Origin of the sequence: Pedobacter sp. MR2016-19, assembly GCF_014947265.1 — a bacterium.
GTDB lineage: Bacteria > Bacteroidota > Bacteroidia > Sphingobacteriales > Sphingobacteriaceae > Pedobacter.
This window is the reverse complement of record NZ_JADCNK010000004.1, coordinates 326,909-346,022: the sequence shown is the minus strand read 5'-3', so window position 1 is coordinate 346,022 and position 19,114 is coordinate 326,909. Positions and strand designations below refer to the sequence as shown.

General features: G+C 40.2%; 13 protein-coding genes. 4 read left to right on the top strand and 9 right to left on the bottom strand.

Translation table 11 applies throughout. From position 1 onward, the window contains the following. Positions 1-185: 185 nt before the first annotated feature. The 6 genes from IM793_RS08460 to IM793_RS08435 all read right to left on the bottom strand — a co-directional run bounded on the left by IM793_RS08460 (position 186) and on the right by IM793_RS08435 (position 10,911). Positions 186-1,343, bottom strand: coding sequence for a zinc-dependent alcohol dehydrogenase (locus IM793_RS08460; RefSeq protein ID WP_193420578.1), 1,158 nt, complete (start codon positions 1,341-1,343; stop codon positions 186-188). Positions 1,344-1,600: 257 nt separating this feature from the next. Continuing rightward, positions 1,601-5,653, bottom strand: a complete 4,053-nt coding sequence (gene treY / locus IM793_RS08455) for a malto-oligosyltrehalose synthase (protein WP_193420577.1) — start codon at positions 5,651-5,653, stop codon at positions 1,601-1,603. Beyond that, positions 5,646-7,505, bottom strand: a complete 1,860-nt coding sequence (treZ, locus tag IM793_RS08450; protein ID WP_193420576.1) for a malto-oligosyltrehalose trehalohydrolase — start codon at positions 7,503-7,505, stop codon at positions 5,646-5,648. The genes treY and treZ overlap by 8 nt, the downstream gene beginning before the upstream one ends. Before the next feature lie 195 nt (positions 7,506-7,700). Continuing rightward, a complete protein-coding gene (locus IM793_RS08445) occupies positions 7,701-7,892 on the bottom strand; it encodes a hypothetical protein (protein ID WP_193420575.1) in 192 nt (63 codons plus the stop codon). A 258-nt stretch (positions 7,893-8,150) separates the two neighbouring features. Then, entirely contained in the window at positions 8,151-10,343 is a 2,193-nt protein-coding gene (locus tag IM793_RS08440) for a catalase (protein ID WP_193420574.1), read from the bottom strand. A 13-nt stretch (positions 10,344-10,356) separates the two neighbouring features. Next, a complete protein-coding gene (locus IM793_RS08435; RefSeq protein ID WP_193420573.1) occupies positions 10,357-10,911 on the bottom strand; it encodes a ferritin-like domain-containing protein in 555 nt (184 codons plus the stop codon). 351 nt (positions 10,912-11,262) lie between these two features. Here IM793_RS08435 and IM793_RS08430 point away from each other — a divergent pair, with 351 nt between their 5' ends. Together IM793_RS08430 and IM793_RS08425 are read left to right on the top strand one after the other, a co-directional pair. Next, positions 11,263-11,820, top strand: coding sequence for a ferritin-like domain-containing protein (locus tag IM793_RS08430; RefSeq protein WP_193420572.1), 558 nt, complete (start codon positions 11,263-11,265; stop codon positions 11,818-11,820). 260 nt (positions 11,821-12,080) lie between these two features. Continuing rightward, positions 12,081-12,554, top strand: a complete 474-nt coding sequence (locus IM793_RS08425) for an ankyrin repeat domain-containing protein (RefSeq protein WP_193420571.1) — start codon at positions 12,081-12,083, stop codon at positions 12,552-12,554. On the opposite strand, the gene IM793_RS08420 is transcribed toward IM793_RS08425, so the two are convergent. The 3 genes from IM793_RS08420 to IM793_RS08410 form a co-directional block, all read right to left on the bottom strand. Continuing rightward, a complete protein-coding gene (locus IM793_RS08420; protein ID WP_193420570.1) occupies positions 12,551-13,159 on the bottom strand; it encodes a hypothetical protein in 609 nt (202 codons plus the stop codon). The genes IM793_RS08425 and IM793_RS08420 overlap by 4 nt on opposite strands. Positions 13,160-13,585: 426 nt before the next feature. Beyond that, the gene (locus tag IM793_RS08415; RefSeq protein ID WP_193420569.1) at positions 13,586-13,948 is read right to left on the bottom strand and encodes a response regulator; all 363 of its coding nucleotides are present in this window, start codon (positions 13,946-13,948) and stop codon (positions 13,586-13,588) included. Beyond that, positions 13,941-15,494 (bottom strand): PAS domain-containing protein, encoded by a 1,554-nt coding sequence (locus tag IM793_RS08410; RefSeq protein WP_227256181.1) that lies wholly within the window; start codon positions 15,492-15,494, stop codon positions 13,941-13,943. Before IM793_RS08410 ends, IM793_RS08415 begins: the two co-directional genes overlap by 8 nt. A gap of 674 nt (positions 15,495-16,168) precedes the next feature. Here IM793_RS08410 and IM793_RS08405 point away from each other — a divergent pair. Further along, on the top strand, positions 16,169-17,491 hold the full coding sequence (locus IM793_RS08405; protein WP_227256180.1) for a paraquat-inducible protein A: 1,323 nt from the start codon (positions 16,169-16,171) through the stop codon (positions 17,489-17,491). Positions 17,492-17,503: 12 nt separating this feature from the next. Next, a complete protein-coding gene (locus IM793_RS08400; RefSeq protein WP_193420568.1) occupies positions 17,504-18,853 on the top strand; it encodes a paraquat-inducible protein A in 1,350 nt (449 codons plus the stop codon). Positions 18,854-19,114: the final 261 nt, after the last annotated feature.

Here is a 19,114-nt window from a genome sequence, read left to right as displayed (position 1 = left end):
AGAATAAAAAAGGATAAAAAATGAGGCTGTATCATAAATTGTAATTCAATCTAATTTGTCATATTGAACCTGTTAAAACGCCTGGTAAGGCACCTAAATCAGGCCCTTCACTTCGACTACTCAGTACAAGCTCACTCAGGTGATAATTTTATTTTATGATACAGCCTTTCAGGTTTCATTATATATTAAGGCTTTAGAACGACCTTAACGCAGTCTTCTTCCTTCTCATCAAAAATTTTGTAGCCACGTGCGGCATCTTCGAGAGGAAGTGTATGGGTTATAATATCGTCCAGCACTACTTTACCCTCATCTACAAGCCCAATCAGCTTATCAATATAGTTGAGTACCGGTGCCTGCCCCTGTTTAATGGTAATGCCTTTGTCGAATATCCTAAAAAGCGGAAAATTATCATAAGGAGATCCATAAACGCCCATAATAGATACGGTTCCCATCCTCCGGACAGCCTCAAAACACATCTCGAGGACTTTGATTGATCCTTTTTCAAAATTTATCGTTGCCTTAACCTTATCCATAAAGCTACGTTCAGGTTCAAAGCCAACTGCATCAACACATACATCTGCTCCCCGTCCACCAGTCATTTCCCTGATGGCTGCTACAACATCAACTTTATGTGGATTGAGGATGTCGACATTGTTTACAGCTTTTGCCTTTTCCAATCTGTAATCAAGGGGATCGATCGCAATTACCCGGCTCGCTCCATTAATCCACGCTGCTTTCTGGGCCATTAAACCCACAGGCCCTGATCCAAAAATGGCCACCACCTCTCCTCCTTTAAGCTGTGCCCAGTCAATAGCCGACCAGCCTGTAGGAAAAATATCGGTCAGAAAAAGTGCCTGCTCATCACTTAAATGCGCCGGAATAATCCGCGGACTGATATCTGCATAAGGTACCCGTACATATTGTGCCTGCCCGCCCGAATATCCGCCATACAGATCGGTATAACCAAATAATGCGCCACCTTTTTGACTCATCATATCCCCATTAGGGCCGTAGTTTTTAAAATTAGAATTTTCGCATGCCGGAGATGCCTCATGTGTACAAAAAAAACATTTACCGCAAGAAATGGGAAAAGGAACCACTACACGGTCGCCACGCTTAAGATTGGTAATGGAAGCACCAACTTCTTCTACAATCCCCATAAATTCATGCCCCATAACCAATGGTTCTTTTTGTGGAACTGCACCGCTTAAGATGTGGAGATCGGAACCGCAGATGGCAGTTGAGGTGACTTTCAGAATTACATCCCTTGGATCCAGAATTTCCGGATCGGGAACATTGTCTACCCGGATATCGCCAGGTTTGTGAAATACTGCTGCTTTCATAGTATTGATTTTAAGATATTGATGTTTAAACTTTGGTAAATCATCGGTGGTGTTAAATAATCAACAATGAAAAATCAGCTATGGTTTAGGTAATTTTCATTTTTAAAAACATTCAATCCTGGTTTAATAATCACCCACATCATGCTTATTCTGGTTTGATTGGCAATAAACAACACATTAAATAGCAGTTACCAAGAATGATTTTACGCAATAAAATTGACCGCGCTAGTTGAATGGAATCAACTTTTCTGAAGCTTTTAGCGCCCATAAAGTTCGGTTTCTGCTTTCAGCCACTTTATCGTTTTCTCCTCTATAAATTGCTTATTTGCCCTCCATGACCAATTGCCTGTTGCCTTACCGGGTATATTCATCCGGGCAGTTTCATCTAATTGCAGAATATCCTGCATAGGGATAATGGCAATTTTGGCAATTGAAGCGTAACAGAGTTTGATCAGGATGGCATTGATATTATTTTCATTCACCGCTGCACCTACATACTTCGAAAGCCGTTGTCTAAGGTTTGCATCTGTTTCATTTTTAAACCAGCCCAGAGTGGTATTGTTATCATGTGTTCCTGTGTAAACAATGCAATCTGTTGAGTCGAACTGATGTGGAATATGCACTGATCCGGCTAAATCTTCGCCAAAAGCAAATTGCAGTACTTTCATTCCAGGCAATCGGAATTGTTTTCTCAACTGCTCTACATCCGCTGAAATTTCACCCAGATCTTCGGCAATAAATGGTAGTTTGCCCAATTTCCTTTCCATTGTTTTAAAAAATATGGCACCCGCTCCAGGCTTCCATGTACCATCTACGGCATCTTCATTACTGGCATCAACCTGCCAATAAGTAGAAAAAGCCCTAAAATGATCTAAACGGAGGAGATTGTAAAGCTGTTGGGTTTTCTTTAACCGGTTTTCCCACCATTTAAAATCATCCGCTTTCATCTTTTCCCAGTTGTATATCGGCATGCCCCAGAGCTGCCCCTTTTCGTTAAAATAATCAGGAGGAACGGCAGCAACCTCCGTTCTGTTTCCGTTTTTATCCAGTAAAAAATTTTCACGCTGCGCCCATATTTCAACGGAATCATAATCGAGGTAAAATGGGAGATCGCCAATCAGGCCTATGCCTTTCGCATTTGCATATTTTTTTAACCTGTACCATTGGTGATAAAAAACAAACTGGTTCCATTTTATTTCTTCAATTTCAGACTGATTGCTTTTTTCAAATTTAATGATGGTTTGGGCATCCTTTAATTTAAATTTTTCTGGCCAGTTAAACCATTCTTTACCCTTAAAATATTGCTTTATGCAAGTATAAAGTGAAAAATCAGCTAACCAACTTTGCTCATTTTTGCAAAACAGATTAAATTTATTTACCAGGTTTTCGTTACCTTTAATTTTAAACGATTGATAGGCCTTATTTAAAGTTCGCTGTTTCATTTCTTCTACTTTTTCGAAATCTACAGGCCCTGCTTCTGCTAACATACAGGCGTTCAAATCACTTTTACTTAAAAGGTCTTGTTCAAATAAGCGCTCAGGACTAATCAGCATCATATTTCCGGCCATGGAAGAGTTGCTGGAATAGGGCGAATACCCAGTTTCTTTTTTAGTTGGATTAATCGGTAAAACCTGCCAGAACCGCTGACGTGATGCAGCAAGAAAATCTACAAAATTATAGGCGCCGGGGCCTAAATCGCCAATGCCAAAACGGGATGGCAAAGCACTAATATGCATAAGCACACCAGCGGAACGCGGGTTATTATCTGGAATCAACTTAATTACCGCCAACTGAATGTGGTTAAACAATTGGCTGATCAGGATACCTTCGTTTAGGGGATCTTTGTACTCCTTTTTCCCCGTCAGCAAGTTTTGCCAGCCAAGAGGTGCCTCATTTGGCAACAACACCTGGGTATCTTCCCAATTAAAATTATCAGCCGCTACATCCTGAACTTTACAGCATTTAGCAAAACCTAAAGGAACGACGGTAATTAGCCATTGTTGTTTATATTGCCTTGCAAAAGCACAAATATGCTGGCTATATTTACCCTGAACCTGTAAAGGAAGGTACGCTCCACGTTCAAAAACTTCGGACTCAGATTTTCTGATCTTCAGCAAAGTTTTAGTTAGCCACATTTTGATCTTTCCCGAAAACCTGTCTTCCCAAAGCTTTTTAAAATTAGCAGGCACATCAAATGCTGCCATCAGATCCGTCCTATCGTCATAATTAACAGGTCTTCTGTTATCTGGATCAACAAGACTTAAATCCCACAATTCCGTTCCCTGATAGATATCCGGGATGCCCGGACAAGTGAATTTCAGGGTAAGCTGAGCTAAACTATTGATGGCTGCAAAATCGGAGATGCGTTTTAAAAAATTTCTGATTAAACTATTACTTTCCTGCTTTTCAGTTAAAATAGCCAGCGAAAATTCGGTGAGTTTTTCCTCGTAATTTTCATCTGGATTTGCCCAGTCTGATCGCTTTTTCGATTCCCGTAATGCTTTTACAATAAACTGTGCCAAACGGTTTTCGATTTCATGATCATCATCTTCACGAAAGGGCAAAGCGCCAATAATGGTCTGCAGGACTAAATAAACATCATTATCATGTAATAGATTAAAAGACGCATGCTGTTTTTTTAAGGATTCGAAAGTTTTTTTGAGTTGCTGTACCAATTGAGACCACTCATCCGGAAGATCGCTAAGTACATTTAATCTTGCCCTAACATCTTCTCCTTTTTTGGTGTCGTGAGTGGAACTTCCATTGATGCTAAATGGCCAGTCTTGTTGGCGTTTATGCATTTCATTATGAAACTCCTGCACTGCCATTCCAAAGGCATCAGGCGCATCGCCTACTTCGGCATGGCCTATAAAACGGTTATAGGTAAACATGGCAGTATCTTCTACCCCTTTGGCCATTAGCGGACCTGTAAACTGCATACAACGCTGAAAAAAACGACTCAACTTTTTGTTGTAGTTGCTGTTTGCCTTTTTTGGAGTTTCAAGAAAAATTTTGTTCAACAACTCTCCTGCTTTAGCCAGCTTTTTATCACGGAGAATGGGTGTAAGCAGATTTTGAATATGAAGTGATTCAGCCTCTGCCAGCGGAAAGCGATAGTTGTAATATCGGTATACAGGCATAGCGATAAGCATTTCGGCAAGTGCCCTTTTAAGATCAGCTTGCTTAACGATCGAAAAATCTGCTAGTTTAAGTGCCAAAAAGATTTCAAACAAATTATCAAGTTCGCCCTGCATGTGCTTAAACAAGATGTTACTTTTCTTTTCGTAAATCAGACTGGATGGATCGAGTTTTTTACCTGTTACTTCCTGATAAAGTTTATTAAAGGGTTTTTCTGCTTCTTTGTTTGTAAAAAGGTTGTTTACCATTGCCAAAAAATCGTAGCCAGTACTTCCCTGCACTTTCCAGTTTTTAGGTAACTCTTCACCGCTTTCGAGAATTTTTTCTACGACGATATAAATATCTTTACCCACAGCTTTCCGAAGCCGTTGCAAATATTCCTTAGGATCATACAAGCCATCAACATGATCAATCCGCAAACCCTGGAAAACTCCTTTATCAATCAATTCAAAAATGTAATGGTGATAAAGATCGAATGTTTCCTGATGTTGCATATTGAGGCAGACCAGGGCGTTGACAGTAAAAAACCTGCGATAGTTAATATTATAATCGGTTTCCTGCCAGTTGCACAAGCGATAATGCTGATTTTGGACAATTCTCGTTAAAGCAGTAGTATCCCTATTTATTTTATTAAGGTCCTGTGTGGAAATGGTACTGGCTGTTTCCGCATTTACCGGCCAATTGGAATCGCCGTAACTTAAGTAGTATTTGCCTTTAATCTCGAGTACCTTTAATTTCTGCTCTGCAATTGCTACTTCAAGATCCTCACCTAAAAAAGGAACCATCAAACGTCCATCTCCTTTTTGCAGATCAATATCAAAAAAATGTACAAAATCAGATTCATTTCCTTTTTCCAGTATATCCATTAACCACATATTATCTGGATGAAAAGCCATATGGTTGGGAACAATATCCTGGAGCCAGCTGATGCCAGCAGCTTTTAACTTTTTAGAAACTTTTATCAATTCGGCCTCGGTACCGATCTCTGGATTGATTTTAAGGGGATTTACCACGTCATAACCGTGTGTGCTTCCGGGCATAGCCTCAAAAATTGGTGAAGCGTATATTGTGCAGATCCCCAGCTCTATCAGATACGGAATGATATGATCGAGGGATTTAAGATTGAAATTTTTATGAAACTGGATCCGATAGGTAGAAGTTGGTTTATACATCTGTTTTGTAAAGAATAAGAATTGATTCGGAAAATAAAGTAATCTGGCCTTCAGCAGATATATTGTTTGATTCCTGGCCTGGACCGTTCCACTTTATTAAAGCAGAATCTAACAGCACCGGGGCATGTTGAAATGCCGGATCAATGGATAGGGTTTGTATTTGTTTAGAAAAATTGAAAAAGGCAATGATTTCTTCGCTACCTTTCCAGCGTTTTACCACCAGGCAGTTTTTTTCAGAAAAGGCTTCCGCATCCACACTTTTACGATCCAGGTTAGCGAGTACGGTGTGTTGTTTCCGCAATGCGATCAAAGTTTTATAATAACTGAGCATGATCTGGTGGTTTGATTCAGTGATTTTTTCCCAGTCGAGTTTAGAACGTTCGAAAGTAGAGACTGCCTGGGGATCAGGTGTAACACCATCATTATGGAAAGCAGCAAATTCTGCCTTTCTTCCTTTCCTTACTGCCTCTACCAGCTCCTCATCACTATGGCTCACAAAAAACTGGAAAGGATTGGTTTCTGCCCATTCTTCGCCCATAAATATTAGGGGTAAAAACGGACTGCAAAAGACTGCCGCAGCCATCACCTTTAACATTTCAAAACTAACCAGGGTACTGCTTCTTTCGCCCAGCATACGGTTACCCACCTGATCGTGGTTTTGTGAAAAAACGACAAATTTAGCGCCTGAAGCTTGGTGTACAGGCATTCCAAATTTGCGCTGCCGATGTGTAGAGTACTGTCCGGTGTACACATAGGCATCCCGATAGGATTTGGCCAGATCTGCTATGCCATTAAAATCGGAATAATATCCTTCTTTTACCTGCCCGGTACAAACCCGGAGTGCATGATGAAACTCATCGACCCACTGGGCATCCATTCCATAACCGTATTCGCTTTGAGGCCGGATATAACGTTCGTCATTTAAATCAAGCTCAACGATCAATTGGTATGCCCTGCCCGTAAATTGGGAAAGTTTTTCGGTATACGTTTTAATCTCCGCCAGAATATGAACGGTACTGAAATCTTTAATTGCATGTACCGCATCCAATCTAAGGGCATCGATATGAAAATCCCTGAACCACATTAAGGCATTTTCGATAAAGAAATCACGTACGGCATCAGAGCCTGCATCATCAAAATTAATGGCCTTTCCCCAGGGGGTGTGGTATTTATCGGTAAAATATTCACCAAAATCGGAGAAGTAGTTCCCTTCAGGTCCTACGTGGTTATAAACAACGTCTAAAATTACGGCCAAACCTTTAGCATGACAGGCATTAACCAAATGCTGTAGGGCCAGTGGTCCGCCATAACTATTTTGCACAGCAAAGGGAAATACGCCATCGTAACCCCAGTTTCTGTTGCCCGAAAATTGTGCAACCGGCATAATCTCTATAGCTGTAATGCCGAGTTCAACAAGATAATCGAGTTTAGTTTCAATTGAGGCAAAATCTCCATCTGATGTGAAGGTTCCGGTATGAAGCTCATAGATGATGAGATCATTCAGGTCTACTCCTTTCCAGTCAGCATCCGTCCATTGAAAAGCATTTACGTCAAATGCCGTAGAGTACCCTTGAGGTCCTTCTTCCTGAAATAAAGACGCTGGATCTGCACGATCAAGTTTTTCTCCACCGGTTAAAGGATTAATTTTAAAGGCATATTGATCACGTGCTTTGAGCTGGTCTGTTTGTAAATACCAGTAACCATAACCCTCATCAACCAGCGCTAAAGTGAGTTCGTCATCTCTATTTAAAACAGAAACTTGTGAAGCTAGTGGTGCCCAAAGCCTGATTTCAGCTTCTCCGTTTTCATTAAAATTTAATCCAATATTTCTCTTTCGTATATCGATTTCCATTAAAGCACTTTAGAAAAAAAACAAAAAACATAAGCCAATAGTTTTGGAGGCAGCAAGCTCATTCCCAAAGTTCAAGAAAACTAAACCATCTAAAACTTCATCTGCAGGTCCAAAGATCTCTCCACTCCGCGTTGCTCCGGTCGAGATGACGACGAATTTTCCAGGTTAATCAAGCCATTATAAATAATAGTCTGTTTAGTCAGTATTGCTTTTGCCAGTCTGCTCATCAATATCCGAATCAGATTTTGCTGCCTGTTCAGCCAGTTTATTTGCAGCATTATCATCCTGTTGAATAGTGTCGGCATCGCTCCCCTTTATCTGCGATACCGGGATAACTCCTATTTTATCTTCGTTCTGCTTTTCGATTTCTTTTCTTTTATTTTCCATAACTTTAAAGTTGTTAAATGATATTAGCGGGCAGATGAATTCTACCCTTATATGTAATGTGTTATGTACTCACCCGCAAAGGGTATAAGTACTCTGCAAACGAGCTGCATCATCATGGGACAGGAATAAAATGCCTCGCTATTATAGAACCAGTAAAACCTTTGGCAGTTTGGTTTTATTTTAAAAAAACAACCAGGCTGAATAATTACCTGGTTGAAATAATGTTTAAATTATATTGTTCTAAAATTAAACGGCATGCTATGCCGGAATTTTTCTCGGCACTTCCCGGTCCCAAAATCTGTGTTGGGCAATCATCCTGATAAACAGTTCTACTAATGAAGAAAGATCGTCTGAAACCATTATCCCCTCACGCAGAACAGTTTCCTGCGAATATTCATCCGGAAGTTTTTTATAGAAATACGTCGCCTCCAAAACTTGTATTGCTGTTGAATCAGCAGCTATTGCCTTACAGTGCTTGAAGGCCTCGTTCAGAAAATGTACCGCATTAGCTTCTGCTTCTAATGTAGCAGAACTATTTGTTCCTCCCGGAAGATAAACGGCATCGTAAAGTACCGAGGCAGCCGTAAGGAAACTCTCATCTACTTCGATTTCCTGATCTTCCTGTGAAATGATAGCACCCAGTTTTGGCGCTATAATGTGCACAACTGCACCTTGAGCAATAAGCGCATCCTTAACTTGACTGAGCGATTTACCATCAACCCCATCTGCCGCAAGTATGGCTATTTTTCTGGTAGCAATGGTATCCTTAAGTGTTCCAGACATACTTAATGCATCCGATTTTGCAAGCTCACCTTCTTTCTGTTCGGGGCTATAATCAGCAGGATCAGCATCTGCAGGTATACCACCATTAAGTTCTTGTAAAGGAATAACGGGAACGTGAAGCCCAAGGGCATAGGCTACTGCTGCAGCAAGTCCTTTGTCGACATGGTTGAGTAAGCCAAGCATGCGTTCCCTTACCGCAACCGTTTTTACCTTGCCCAGCTCAAAGCTTAAAGCATCTGTAAGGTGGTTTTTTTCGGCATCAGACTGACTGTTAAAAAATAACCACGCCTGTGAAAAGTGATCGAAAAAGCTCCTGCTTCTTGCACGGATCTTCTTCGCATCAATACGTTCGTTATAACTTACAAAACCGCCATCTGCAGCTGTAGCCTGTTGTGGATCGTTTGCAGCTATTCCATTAGGACCATAACTGGTCTTCCCGCGGTTTATGGTTTGACGCATGTAGCCATCGCGCTGGTTATTATTTACAGGAACAACAGGTCTGTTAATCGGAATCTCGTGAAAATTTGGTCCGCCTAGTCTGATCAGCTGTGTATCGGTATAAGAAAACAACCTTCCCTGTAAAAGCGGGTCGTTGGTAAAATCTATTCCAGGAACAACATGCCCGACATGAAAAGCAACCTGTTCAGTTTCTGCGAAAAAATTATCGGGATTGCGGTTTAAAGTCATTTTCCCAATGCGTTGCACCGGAACCAGCTCTTCAGGGATTAATTTTGTCGGATCCAATAAGTCGAAGCCAAACTTAAATTCATCTTCTTCTGCAACAATCTGAACACCAAGTTCCCACTCCGGAAAGGCACCCGCTTCTATTGCATCCCAAAGATCCCTTCTATGAAAGTCGGGGTCTTTTCCAGAAATATTCTGTGCTTCATCCCATGCAACCGAATGTACGCCCAGCAGTGGTTTCCAGTGAAATTTCACAAAACTTGCCACTCCCGCTGCATTAACAAAGCGGAAAGTATGTACCCCAAAACCTTCCATCATCCGGTAGCTTCTTGGAATAGCCCTGTCGCTCATTAACCACATAATCATATGGGCAGATTCGGGCATAAAGGAAATGAAATCCCAAAAAGTATCATGAGCAGATGCAGCCTGGGGCATTTCATTGTCTGGCTCTGGCTTTACAGCATGCACCAAATCAGGGAATTTAACCGCATCCTGAATAAAAAATACAGGCATATTGTTCCCTACCAGGTCAAAATTACCTTCCTGAGTGTAAAATTTTACTGCAAACCCCCGAACATCACGGGCAAGATCGGTAGAACCTCTTGATCCTGCTACAGTTGAAAACCTAACAAAAACAGGCGTTTCTACACCCGGATCACAAAGGAAAGCCGCCCTTGTAATTTCAGACATATCCTCATAAACCTTGAATACGCCATGCGCTCCGGAACCCCTTGCATGTACAACACGCTCAGGTATCCGCTCATGGTCGAAATGGGTTATCTTTTCCCGTAATATAAAATCTTCTAACAATGTTGCACCGCGATCGCCAGCTTTAAGCGAATTCTGATCATCATTTATTTTGACTCCATGATTGGTGGTGAGTTTTTTACCGGTAGAATCTGCAACAAAGGCTTCAAGTTTTGCTGTTTTATCATTGTCCTGTTTTATCGGACTGGTATCTTTTACTGTTGTTTTTTTTGCCATTTTTTTCCCTTTCTTAAGCCTCTTCAGCTGCTTTATAGTTAATTTCATTCTGAGCAATATCATTAAGCTTTACGTCGGCAAGTTTTTCTTCTGCAAGTGTTTGTTCAAGTAAATCTGCAATTTCTGTTAAACCCAGTGTTGTTGCCAATTGGAAAAGCCCGCTGTAAGAAGCAATTTCGTAGTGTTCTACTTTTTGGCTGGCTAATATAATGCCCACATCCCGGGTCGCTGTTCCAGCCTCTGTTTCTTCAATGATACTTTCCCCCTCTTTACTCAATCCTTCCATCGCATCACATTTTTTTGCTATGGGTTTTTCTCCAAGGAGTTCAAATACCTTTTCAAGTCTGGCCACATGCCCTTTAGTTTCAGTGAGATGTGATTCAATTGCGCCTTTGAGCACTGGTGATGTTGCACTAGAAATCATTTTAGGTAAATTCTTAACCAAATGATTCTCAGCCCAATAAAGATCACTTATTCCATCTTTAAAAAGCTCTTTCAAGGCCGGAGAAGCCGCTACCGTATCTTTAGCGCTAAGTTTTGGTTTACTGCCGTTGTCTTGTTTTTTCATGGTATGTTTTATGTTTAAGATGTTTCGTCGTTGACCATCATCTATTAGAACCCTATATTTTGCTATTTAGTTTCCGAAATTTATCCGCGTTTTAATACGTGTTTTAATAAAAGATAGCTACCCGCCTAACCTTCACTTCAAAAACTGGGAAATACCTACCGAGCTGATACCGTGAGCTTCATTAAAATTTAGTGATGAGTCCAATTTTAATGAAAAATTTTAGAGGAACTCCGTTGGTCAGAAAGAAATAATAAAAGGTTTTAGTATCGAAAAATACAAACAAGTAAAAAACTCAAAACCTTCCACAATTTTATCCTGTTCTATAATTAAGAACCTATTAAAAATATAATTATGGCAACTACAAAAACACCGGCAAAGAAAACCGCAAAATCTACAGGTAAAACAGGAAAAATTGAGAATTCAGAATTCCATGATTTTTTTGTAGATGAGTTAAAAGATATTTATTGGGCAGAAAAGCACCTTGTTAAAGCACTGCCGAAAATGAAGAAGGCTGCTACTAGCCCGGAACTGGCAGCCGCTTTTGAAAAGCATACCCAGGAAACTGAGCAACATATCAGTACCCTTGAAGAAGTATTTAGCCTTTTAGGCGAAAAAGCGACTGCAAAAAAATGTGATGCCATGGCCGGTTTACTGGAAGAGGCAGACGGAATTATCGCTGATACTGATAAAGGTACCATGATTCGCGATGCCGGACTTATCCTGGCTGCTCAAAAAGTTGAGCATTATGAAATTGCAACCTACGGAACTTTAAGGGTATTTGCAGAGAATATTGGCCACAATGATGTAGCTGAACTCCTTACGCAAACGCTCGAAAATGAAAAGGCAACAGATGTAGCCCTAACCGAGATTGCGGTTAACGCAGTTAATGCGGAAGCAGTAACAGAATAAACGAAAAAAGGCTCTTCGGAGCCTTTTTTCGTTTATTCTGTTTTATTTTCCTGGTCGTCACCCTGAATTTATTTCAGGGTCTTTTTTTGCAAAAAGATACTTCAGCAGAATTAACTACTTGTGCAACTAAAACACTAATTGAAATAATTGTTGAAATTACGACCAAAAAGAGAAAGATTCTTCATTGCATTCAGAATGACATAATAAAAACCAGAATGACATAGTGAAAACCTTTTCTCTACAAGCACAGTTATATTTACATGGAAAATTTAGACCTATTGATAATACCCGCAGCAAGACAGGGAGAAACAGAAGTATTAAAAGAGCTTATCAAAAGGGGAGCCAACGTTAATGCCAGAGACGAGAAAGGTTATACCCCGTTAATCATCGCCTGTTATAATAATCGTTTATCAAGTGCAGAGATCCTCTTAGATGCAGGAGCAGATATAGATGCTGCAGACTATGGCGGCAATACCGCGCTGATGGGGGTTTGCTTTAAGGGCTATCTGCCCATTGCAGAACTGCTGATTGCCAGGGGTGCAAAATTAGATCTCCAACATGGAAATGGCGGAACCGCGCTTATGTTTGCAGCCATGTTCGGCAGGAACGACCTGCTGAAACTCTTACTTGAAAAAGGTGCAGATCCTTCGCTTACCGATATCCGCGGACAGCGTGCCGCAGAGCTTGCAGCCATGCAGGGTAATGAAGAAGGACTCGCAATTTTACAAAATTAAGGTCTGCCATCAAGCAGTCCTTTTACCAGTAATTTCCATTGAGGATAGGATAAACCCAGCTTTGCACTAAAACCAACAATAAGATTCCGTGTCCTATCGATTAAATTTCCTTCATCCGTGTTCGCCTCCTCGTTCCTGCCATGTTCTTCTGCCCATACCGTAATTCTATCTCTGCGGATAGTAAAGGTAGAAGTGGCATGGTCTTTTAAAAAATGAGCAGTCTGTTCATCTTGATTAAATGGTGAAGGACATGGCCGGACACGCATACTGATCATTTCCTGATCACCGTCATGCTGGCTTCCGATTTCTTCAATCTTCACCCAATCATACCCACCTCCTGATACAGGACCTGGCCCAGGGATATCAATGCTAATAAAATCTCCCTCCTGAGCTGATCGCATCACTTCTTTTCCATCAGGCGCAAAAATCTTAAAGTCTGAAAGTCCGGCGATTTCACCCCATTCATTTACTGCAAGTAATCGTTTTGTAGCTGCTGAGAAAAATTCCTGAGCCTGACTGTGGCTGCTTAACTCACGTTCTTCAACCACATCCATCTGGCTTCCGATAACCTGTTCGGGAACCAGATTATTCTTTAATTTTTTCATTGTCTTTTCTCTATAGAACCATCTGTTCTTGCACATGGTTTGATTATTTATTAAAACATGATAAGACCAGGTGTGAAATAGCCAATAAAATTTACAAGAAACATAGTTGAAATAACATCCAGAATAGCGTAAGCGGTTAAAAAGAAGTCCTGCAAATTTTTACATTTGATAACAGGCTCTTAATTTATCAACTGCTTTGAAAATGAAATACGAAACAGAAACAAACATATTTATGGGGCTAAGGCTGGTATCGGACAATCTGCTTTAGTGGATCATCTGGCAACTGCCTATGGGATCTTTATCTGCCGCCTGTGAGATATACTTTATATACTTGTGAAACTATTAATTCTATTATCATCCTATAAATACCGCAGAATTTACTTTGCAAACCAGAAGAATATAAAACCAAAACAATGCTAATCTCTTCTAATTAAGCAGGGCATTAACCGAATCTAAAATATTGTTCAAATCGAAAGGTTTGGCAATAAATTGATCTGCATCCGCAGCCATTGCGATCTGTTCTCCATCCCTACTGGCTGAAATTACAATAACCTTAAGATCATCATGGCCTGAATGGCTTCTTAATTGCCTCAATACGTCCTGCCCTGAAAGTCTAGGCATCCACAAGTCAAGGATCAATAAATCTGGTTGTTCCTGATCTATAACCGACTGTACCTTTAAACTATCGTTTACCGAAATTACCGTATGTCCTACTTCCTCCAGAATCATTTCCAACACATCAATAATCCCTTCATCATCATCGCAGATTATAATTTTCTTTTTATCCATTCGGTTCCTTTCCTGCCTTAGGTAAAGTAAAACTAAATATAGAACCTTTGCCTATTTCGCTATCTACCCAAAGGGTACCATTATGGTTTTTAATAATCTGGTCGCAGATATAAAGACCTATTCCCATACCTGGAAATTTCTTCTGGATTTCTACTCCCCGGTAAAACCGTTCAAAAACTTTTTTCCTGTCTTCAGGACTCATTCCCAGTCCAAAATCCTTTACTGATACCTTTACGTAATCACTTACATTGGCAATATTCACTTCAATTTTATCAGAATCAGGCGCATATTTGATGGCATTTGACAAAAGGTTGCTCACTACCTGGGCAATATGCGACTCATCAGCCATTACGTTTGCCCTGGTTTGGCCATTCAGTACAATTTGGTGACCAGGAACTGTAGCGCGCATACCCTCAACGGCTTCTGCAATCATAACATCGAAATCGAATTTCGCCATGTGCAGTTCCATATTACCACTTTGGATACGCGAAACGTCGAGCAACTCACTAATTAGCGAGTTTAACCGTTCTACATACACAGATACTTTACCAAAAGTCGACAAAAATTTCTCACTGGCATTTTCTGGCATAGCGCGTTCCAACAGCTGCACATAACCTTTTATGGTAGTTAGCGGCGTGCGTAGTTCGTGACTGGCGATAGATAAAAAATCATCCTTTCTGGTTTCCACCTCACGCTTTTCGGTAATATCTTCAATAGCCAGTAAGATCTGATCTTTAAATTGTCCTTCAAATTCTACCCGGTATGCATTCAGGAGCATTAATTTCCTTCCAATATGTGGAAAATCATGCTCAACCTCAAAATCTACAACAGGGTTATTGGTTGGCAGGATTTTAACGAGCAAATCGCGGAGCTTTGGGATATCCCACTGATGGTTACCTAAATCATATAACTGACGACCTACTGTTTCTTCCTTACTTACCTTAAAGGTCCTCAGAAAATGATAGTTTGCACTCAGTACATTAAAATCAGGATCGAGCACTAAAAGCCCCTCGCGTACTGTTTCAATAATACTCGAAAAAAATGCTTCACTTTCGCGAAGTTCCTTTGTGCGTTCCTTGATCCTCTTTTCCATTACCAAGTTCTGCTGCCGCAGATCTTGCTCCGCATTTTTTCTCCAGGTTATATCATTCTGAACACCAATAAAATGGGTTACCTCGCCATCCGGATTTTTAACCGGCGACATATAGAGTTCGTTCCAGAACAGGTCTCCATTCTTTTTATAGTTTCTGATTTCTACCCGGCATTCTTCACCCTCGGTAATACACTTGGCTAAAATCGCCCTTTCTTTTTGGTTTCGGTCTTGCGCCTGCAGAAACCGGCAGTTATGACCTATAATCTCCTTCCTTGAATATCCTGTAATATTTTCAAAGGCCTTATTGCAATAGATAATTGGGTTGTCTGGCTGGGTATGATCGGTTATAATAATACCAGAAATAGAGGCATCTAATGCCATGGTCATCAGCTGGAAATTAGATGCGCCTGCATTTCCTGAAAGTTCGAATTTTCGATTATTTGATGTTTCCAATTGATCAGTATAAAAATGTGAGGATCTTACTTATATTTTAAATAATGATTTAATCACGCTTAATGAAATTAAATCCATGTAATAACCCATTAAACGATATTTTGTTTTTTTCTTTACAACTAAAATGCGGTGATATTGCTAAAATATGGGAGACTGTTTGAGATCATATCTGCGGGATAAAAATAGATAAACCAAGAATGTTTTCTCCTACACTCGCTTGGTTTTGTGGCATTCTGAAATACAATTAGCTTAAAATATCCTGCTAAAATAATTTTTTTCAAAACAATTCGGAAACTACATCTGTTAAAAACCCACATCTACCTACAATGACTATAAAATCGGTTAGTTGAAAATCGATCCGGCTGCCGGTAATCCCGGCAGCCTAAGTTAAACACCGAGATCGTCAGTCTGAGCTTAGTCGAAGACTTCTTGAGATTGATAAATCGCAAATAAATACCCTTCTACTATGCTCAGGGTGACATCTTTTCACGATTTATTCCTTACTTAATGGCATTGATCTGGTGGCTTGCCCTGCAAAACTGAAAGCCATATAGTTAGCCATAAATAATCTTTTTATGCTGGCTTAAAAAGGGCTAAAACATTTTTCCAAAAATTAATGTTTATCTGCAAATAGTTCCTTTCGGGGAGATGTAATCACTATTATAACGCACAGATTGGAAAAAATAATCAACAAACCTGCAGAAGGAAAGCTTATTTACCGCATTTTGCTGATCCTTGCATTAGGCGTACTGCTTGTGGCCGAAGGCTTTTTTGGTTTCAGGCTGCATGAATTATCGGAAAAACAGGAACAGATTAAACATGATTATTCCAGGGTAAATAACATTACCTATGGGCTGTTTTCTGTACAGCAATGGAAAGATAAAGTAGCCGACATTGTTCACCACCAGGTTTCCGGACTTAAAATAACCAGCAAACAAAAAAAGATACTACAGGGTGAAGTTGAGCAGGTATTGCTGGCACTTATTGATAAGGCAGAAGCCCTGGTAAACAAACCCAAAAAAACCATTAGTGGCAAGATCCAAAAGTTTGCTATTAAAAATTTTGTCAATTCTGATAGTATCCGTGCGCAGGTACCCGAATTTGCAAGGAAAATTATTGCAGAAATAGATAATCCAAAAAATAAAAAGCAACTGGGCCGAATGGCTTTGGGCCAGTTTAATGAAATAGCAAAAGAGGAAAGCCAGGATACGGCATTTGTTGCCAACAATGCCATAATGAAAAAAATTTATCACCGCTATAACGTATCTTCTAATCAACAGCTAAACCAAAAACTTAGCAGTACATTAAGCAACATTCGGCAACAAACCTACTACTACTGTTTTGGCATGTTAAGCTGCGTGATTGCAGTACTTGCATTCTGGTGGCTGTTACGCAAACGCACAGATTTGCACACCACGCTTTTTATTATGTCATTACTTTTCGCCTTCATCATTTTAGCTGTAGGCCTAACTGCATCTATGATTGAGGTTGACGCCAGGATCCGCTCTTTAGATTTTGTTTTACTCGGAGAACACGTTGTTTTTAGTGACCAGGTACTCTTTTTCCAGAGCAAGAGTATTATGGATGTGGTTCGGGTCCTGATCAGCCAATCGGCAATAGATTCTGTTCTGGTTGGTGTATTGATCCTGGCTTTCAGTATCCTGTTCCCGGTAGTTAAGCTAACTTCAACAGGTGTGCACCTGTTGGGTGGCAAAAGGTGGGCAGAAAACGGGATCATCCGGTATTTTGCTTTTCAATCAGGAAAATGGAGCATGGCAGATGTGATCGTAATTGCTATTTTAATGGCATACATTGGCCTTAACGGACTGCTTGAAAACCAGTTGCGGGCATTAAATATCAATAATGATTCGCTGACTATCCTTACGACCAATAACACTGCCCTGCAACCGGGCTACATTATTTTTATCTGTTTTGTACTTTACGGATTGATCCTTTCGACAATTCTTAAATCTATTACTCCGCACGACGTGCATTAAATCCGAAAATGAATGAGCGAATTGCAAAAAGATAACATCAGTACCCATAACCAGGTTAAGCCAGGTCGATCAGGATCAGCATCTTTTATCCTGATTGCAGCGCTTTCGCTGTTGTTAGTGGCTGCAGCATACTGTGGATACCGCTTCCGGGCACTTGCCTATGAGCAGAAACACATTAAGGAAGATTATAGTCTTTCGAACAACATCACTTTTGGTATATTTTCGGTTGACCGTTGGGGAGATAAAATATCAGCAGTAGTTGATCGCCGGGTAAAGGGCTTTAACCTCACTAAAAGCCAGAAAGCTGATATGCAGCAAGAAGTTGAAAAACAGTTGCACGGTATGGTTAATAAAGCTGTGGCTGAATTTACCAGGCCTCAGAAAGGGCTTGGAGCGAAACTCAAAAAACTTGCTTTCAATACATTTGTCGATGTAAAAGAGATCCATGCGATGGTTCCATCTTTCTCCCGTACCATTGTTACCAAAGTAACCAGCCCCAAAAGCCTGAAAAAGTTAAAATCTGTAGCAGTAGGTAAACTTGATGAACTGGAAGCACAGACTTACGACCTAAGCGATCAAACCATCTCGTCCGTAGAGCATAACATTTATCAAAAATATAAAGTAAACAATGCAGCTGCTTTTGACAGAGCTGTAAATTCAAAACTTAAGCAGATTAAGGAGTTAAGCTATCAATATGCAATAGGTATGACCGCCTGCATCATTATTGCCCTACTGCTCTGGCTAATGTTGCGCAAGCGGGTAAATAGTGAGGTTACCCTTTTTGTGATCTCATTGCTTTTTGCCTTTATTTTACTTGCAGTAGGTGTATCTTCACCTATTATTGAAGTAGATGCCAGAATTCATACTCTTGAATTTGCATTGCTTGGAGAAAAACTTGTTTTCACCAATCAGGTGCTCTTTTTCCAAAGTCAGAGTATACTGGGTATTATTGGTACATTGGTAGAACAGCCTAAACCAGATGCGGTATTGGTTGGCGTACTGCTGATGCTCTTTGTGGTGATATTGCCGCTGTTACGTCTTATTGCCCGTGGGCTGCAGGTATCTTGTACTGAATTACTGGGCAACTCGAAATTCATCCGATTTCTGGCATTTGATCTCGGCAAATGGGATATGGCTGACGTTATGGTAGTCGGGATAGCAATGACCTATATTGGTCTCAACGGGATATTAAAAAGCCAGTTATCAGGGCTTAATATCAATACTGAGGCCTTAAAAGTAGTTACCGTAAACAACTCAGCACTACAGTTGGGCTTCTTCATATTTGTTGCTTATGTAGCTTATAATATCATCTTATCTTCCATTCTCAAACGCATAGATGAACAAAATGGTCCCTGCAATTAGCAGAGATTTTAAGGTAAAATGAATAGGCATAACAAAAAAATTTTGACCGTATATTAGTGAATTTAGGAAAGGCAGTACATTTTCATTCGGTATTCTACTGAGTACTGCCAGCTAAATAGGCTCAAAACTCACATGGTCAAAAATACCAAAGCGTATGCTTGTCCGGGCAATAGTATTTGATAAAATAGTTATCAAACATATAACTGAGAAAAGATTGATACAACGAGCAGCATTGATTAAAGATTTTGGAAACGAGCAGTT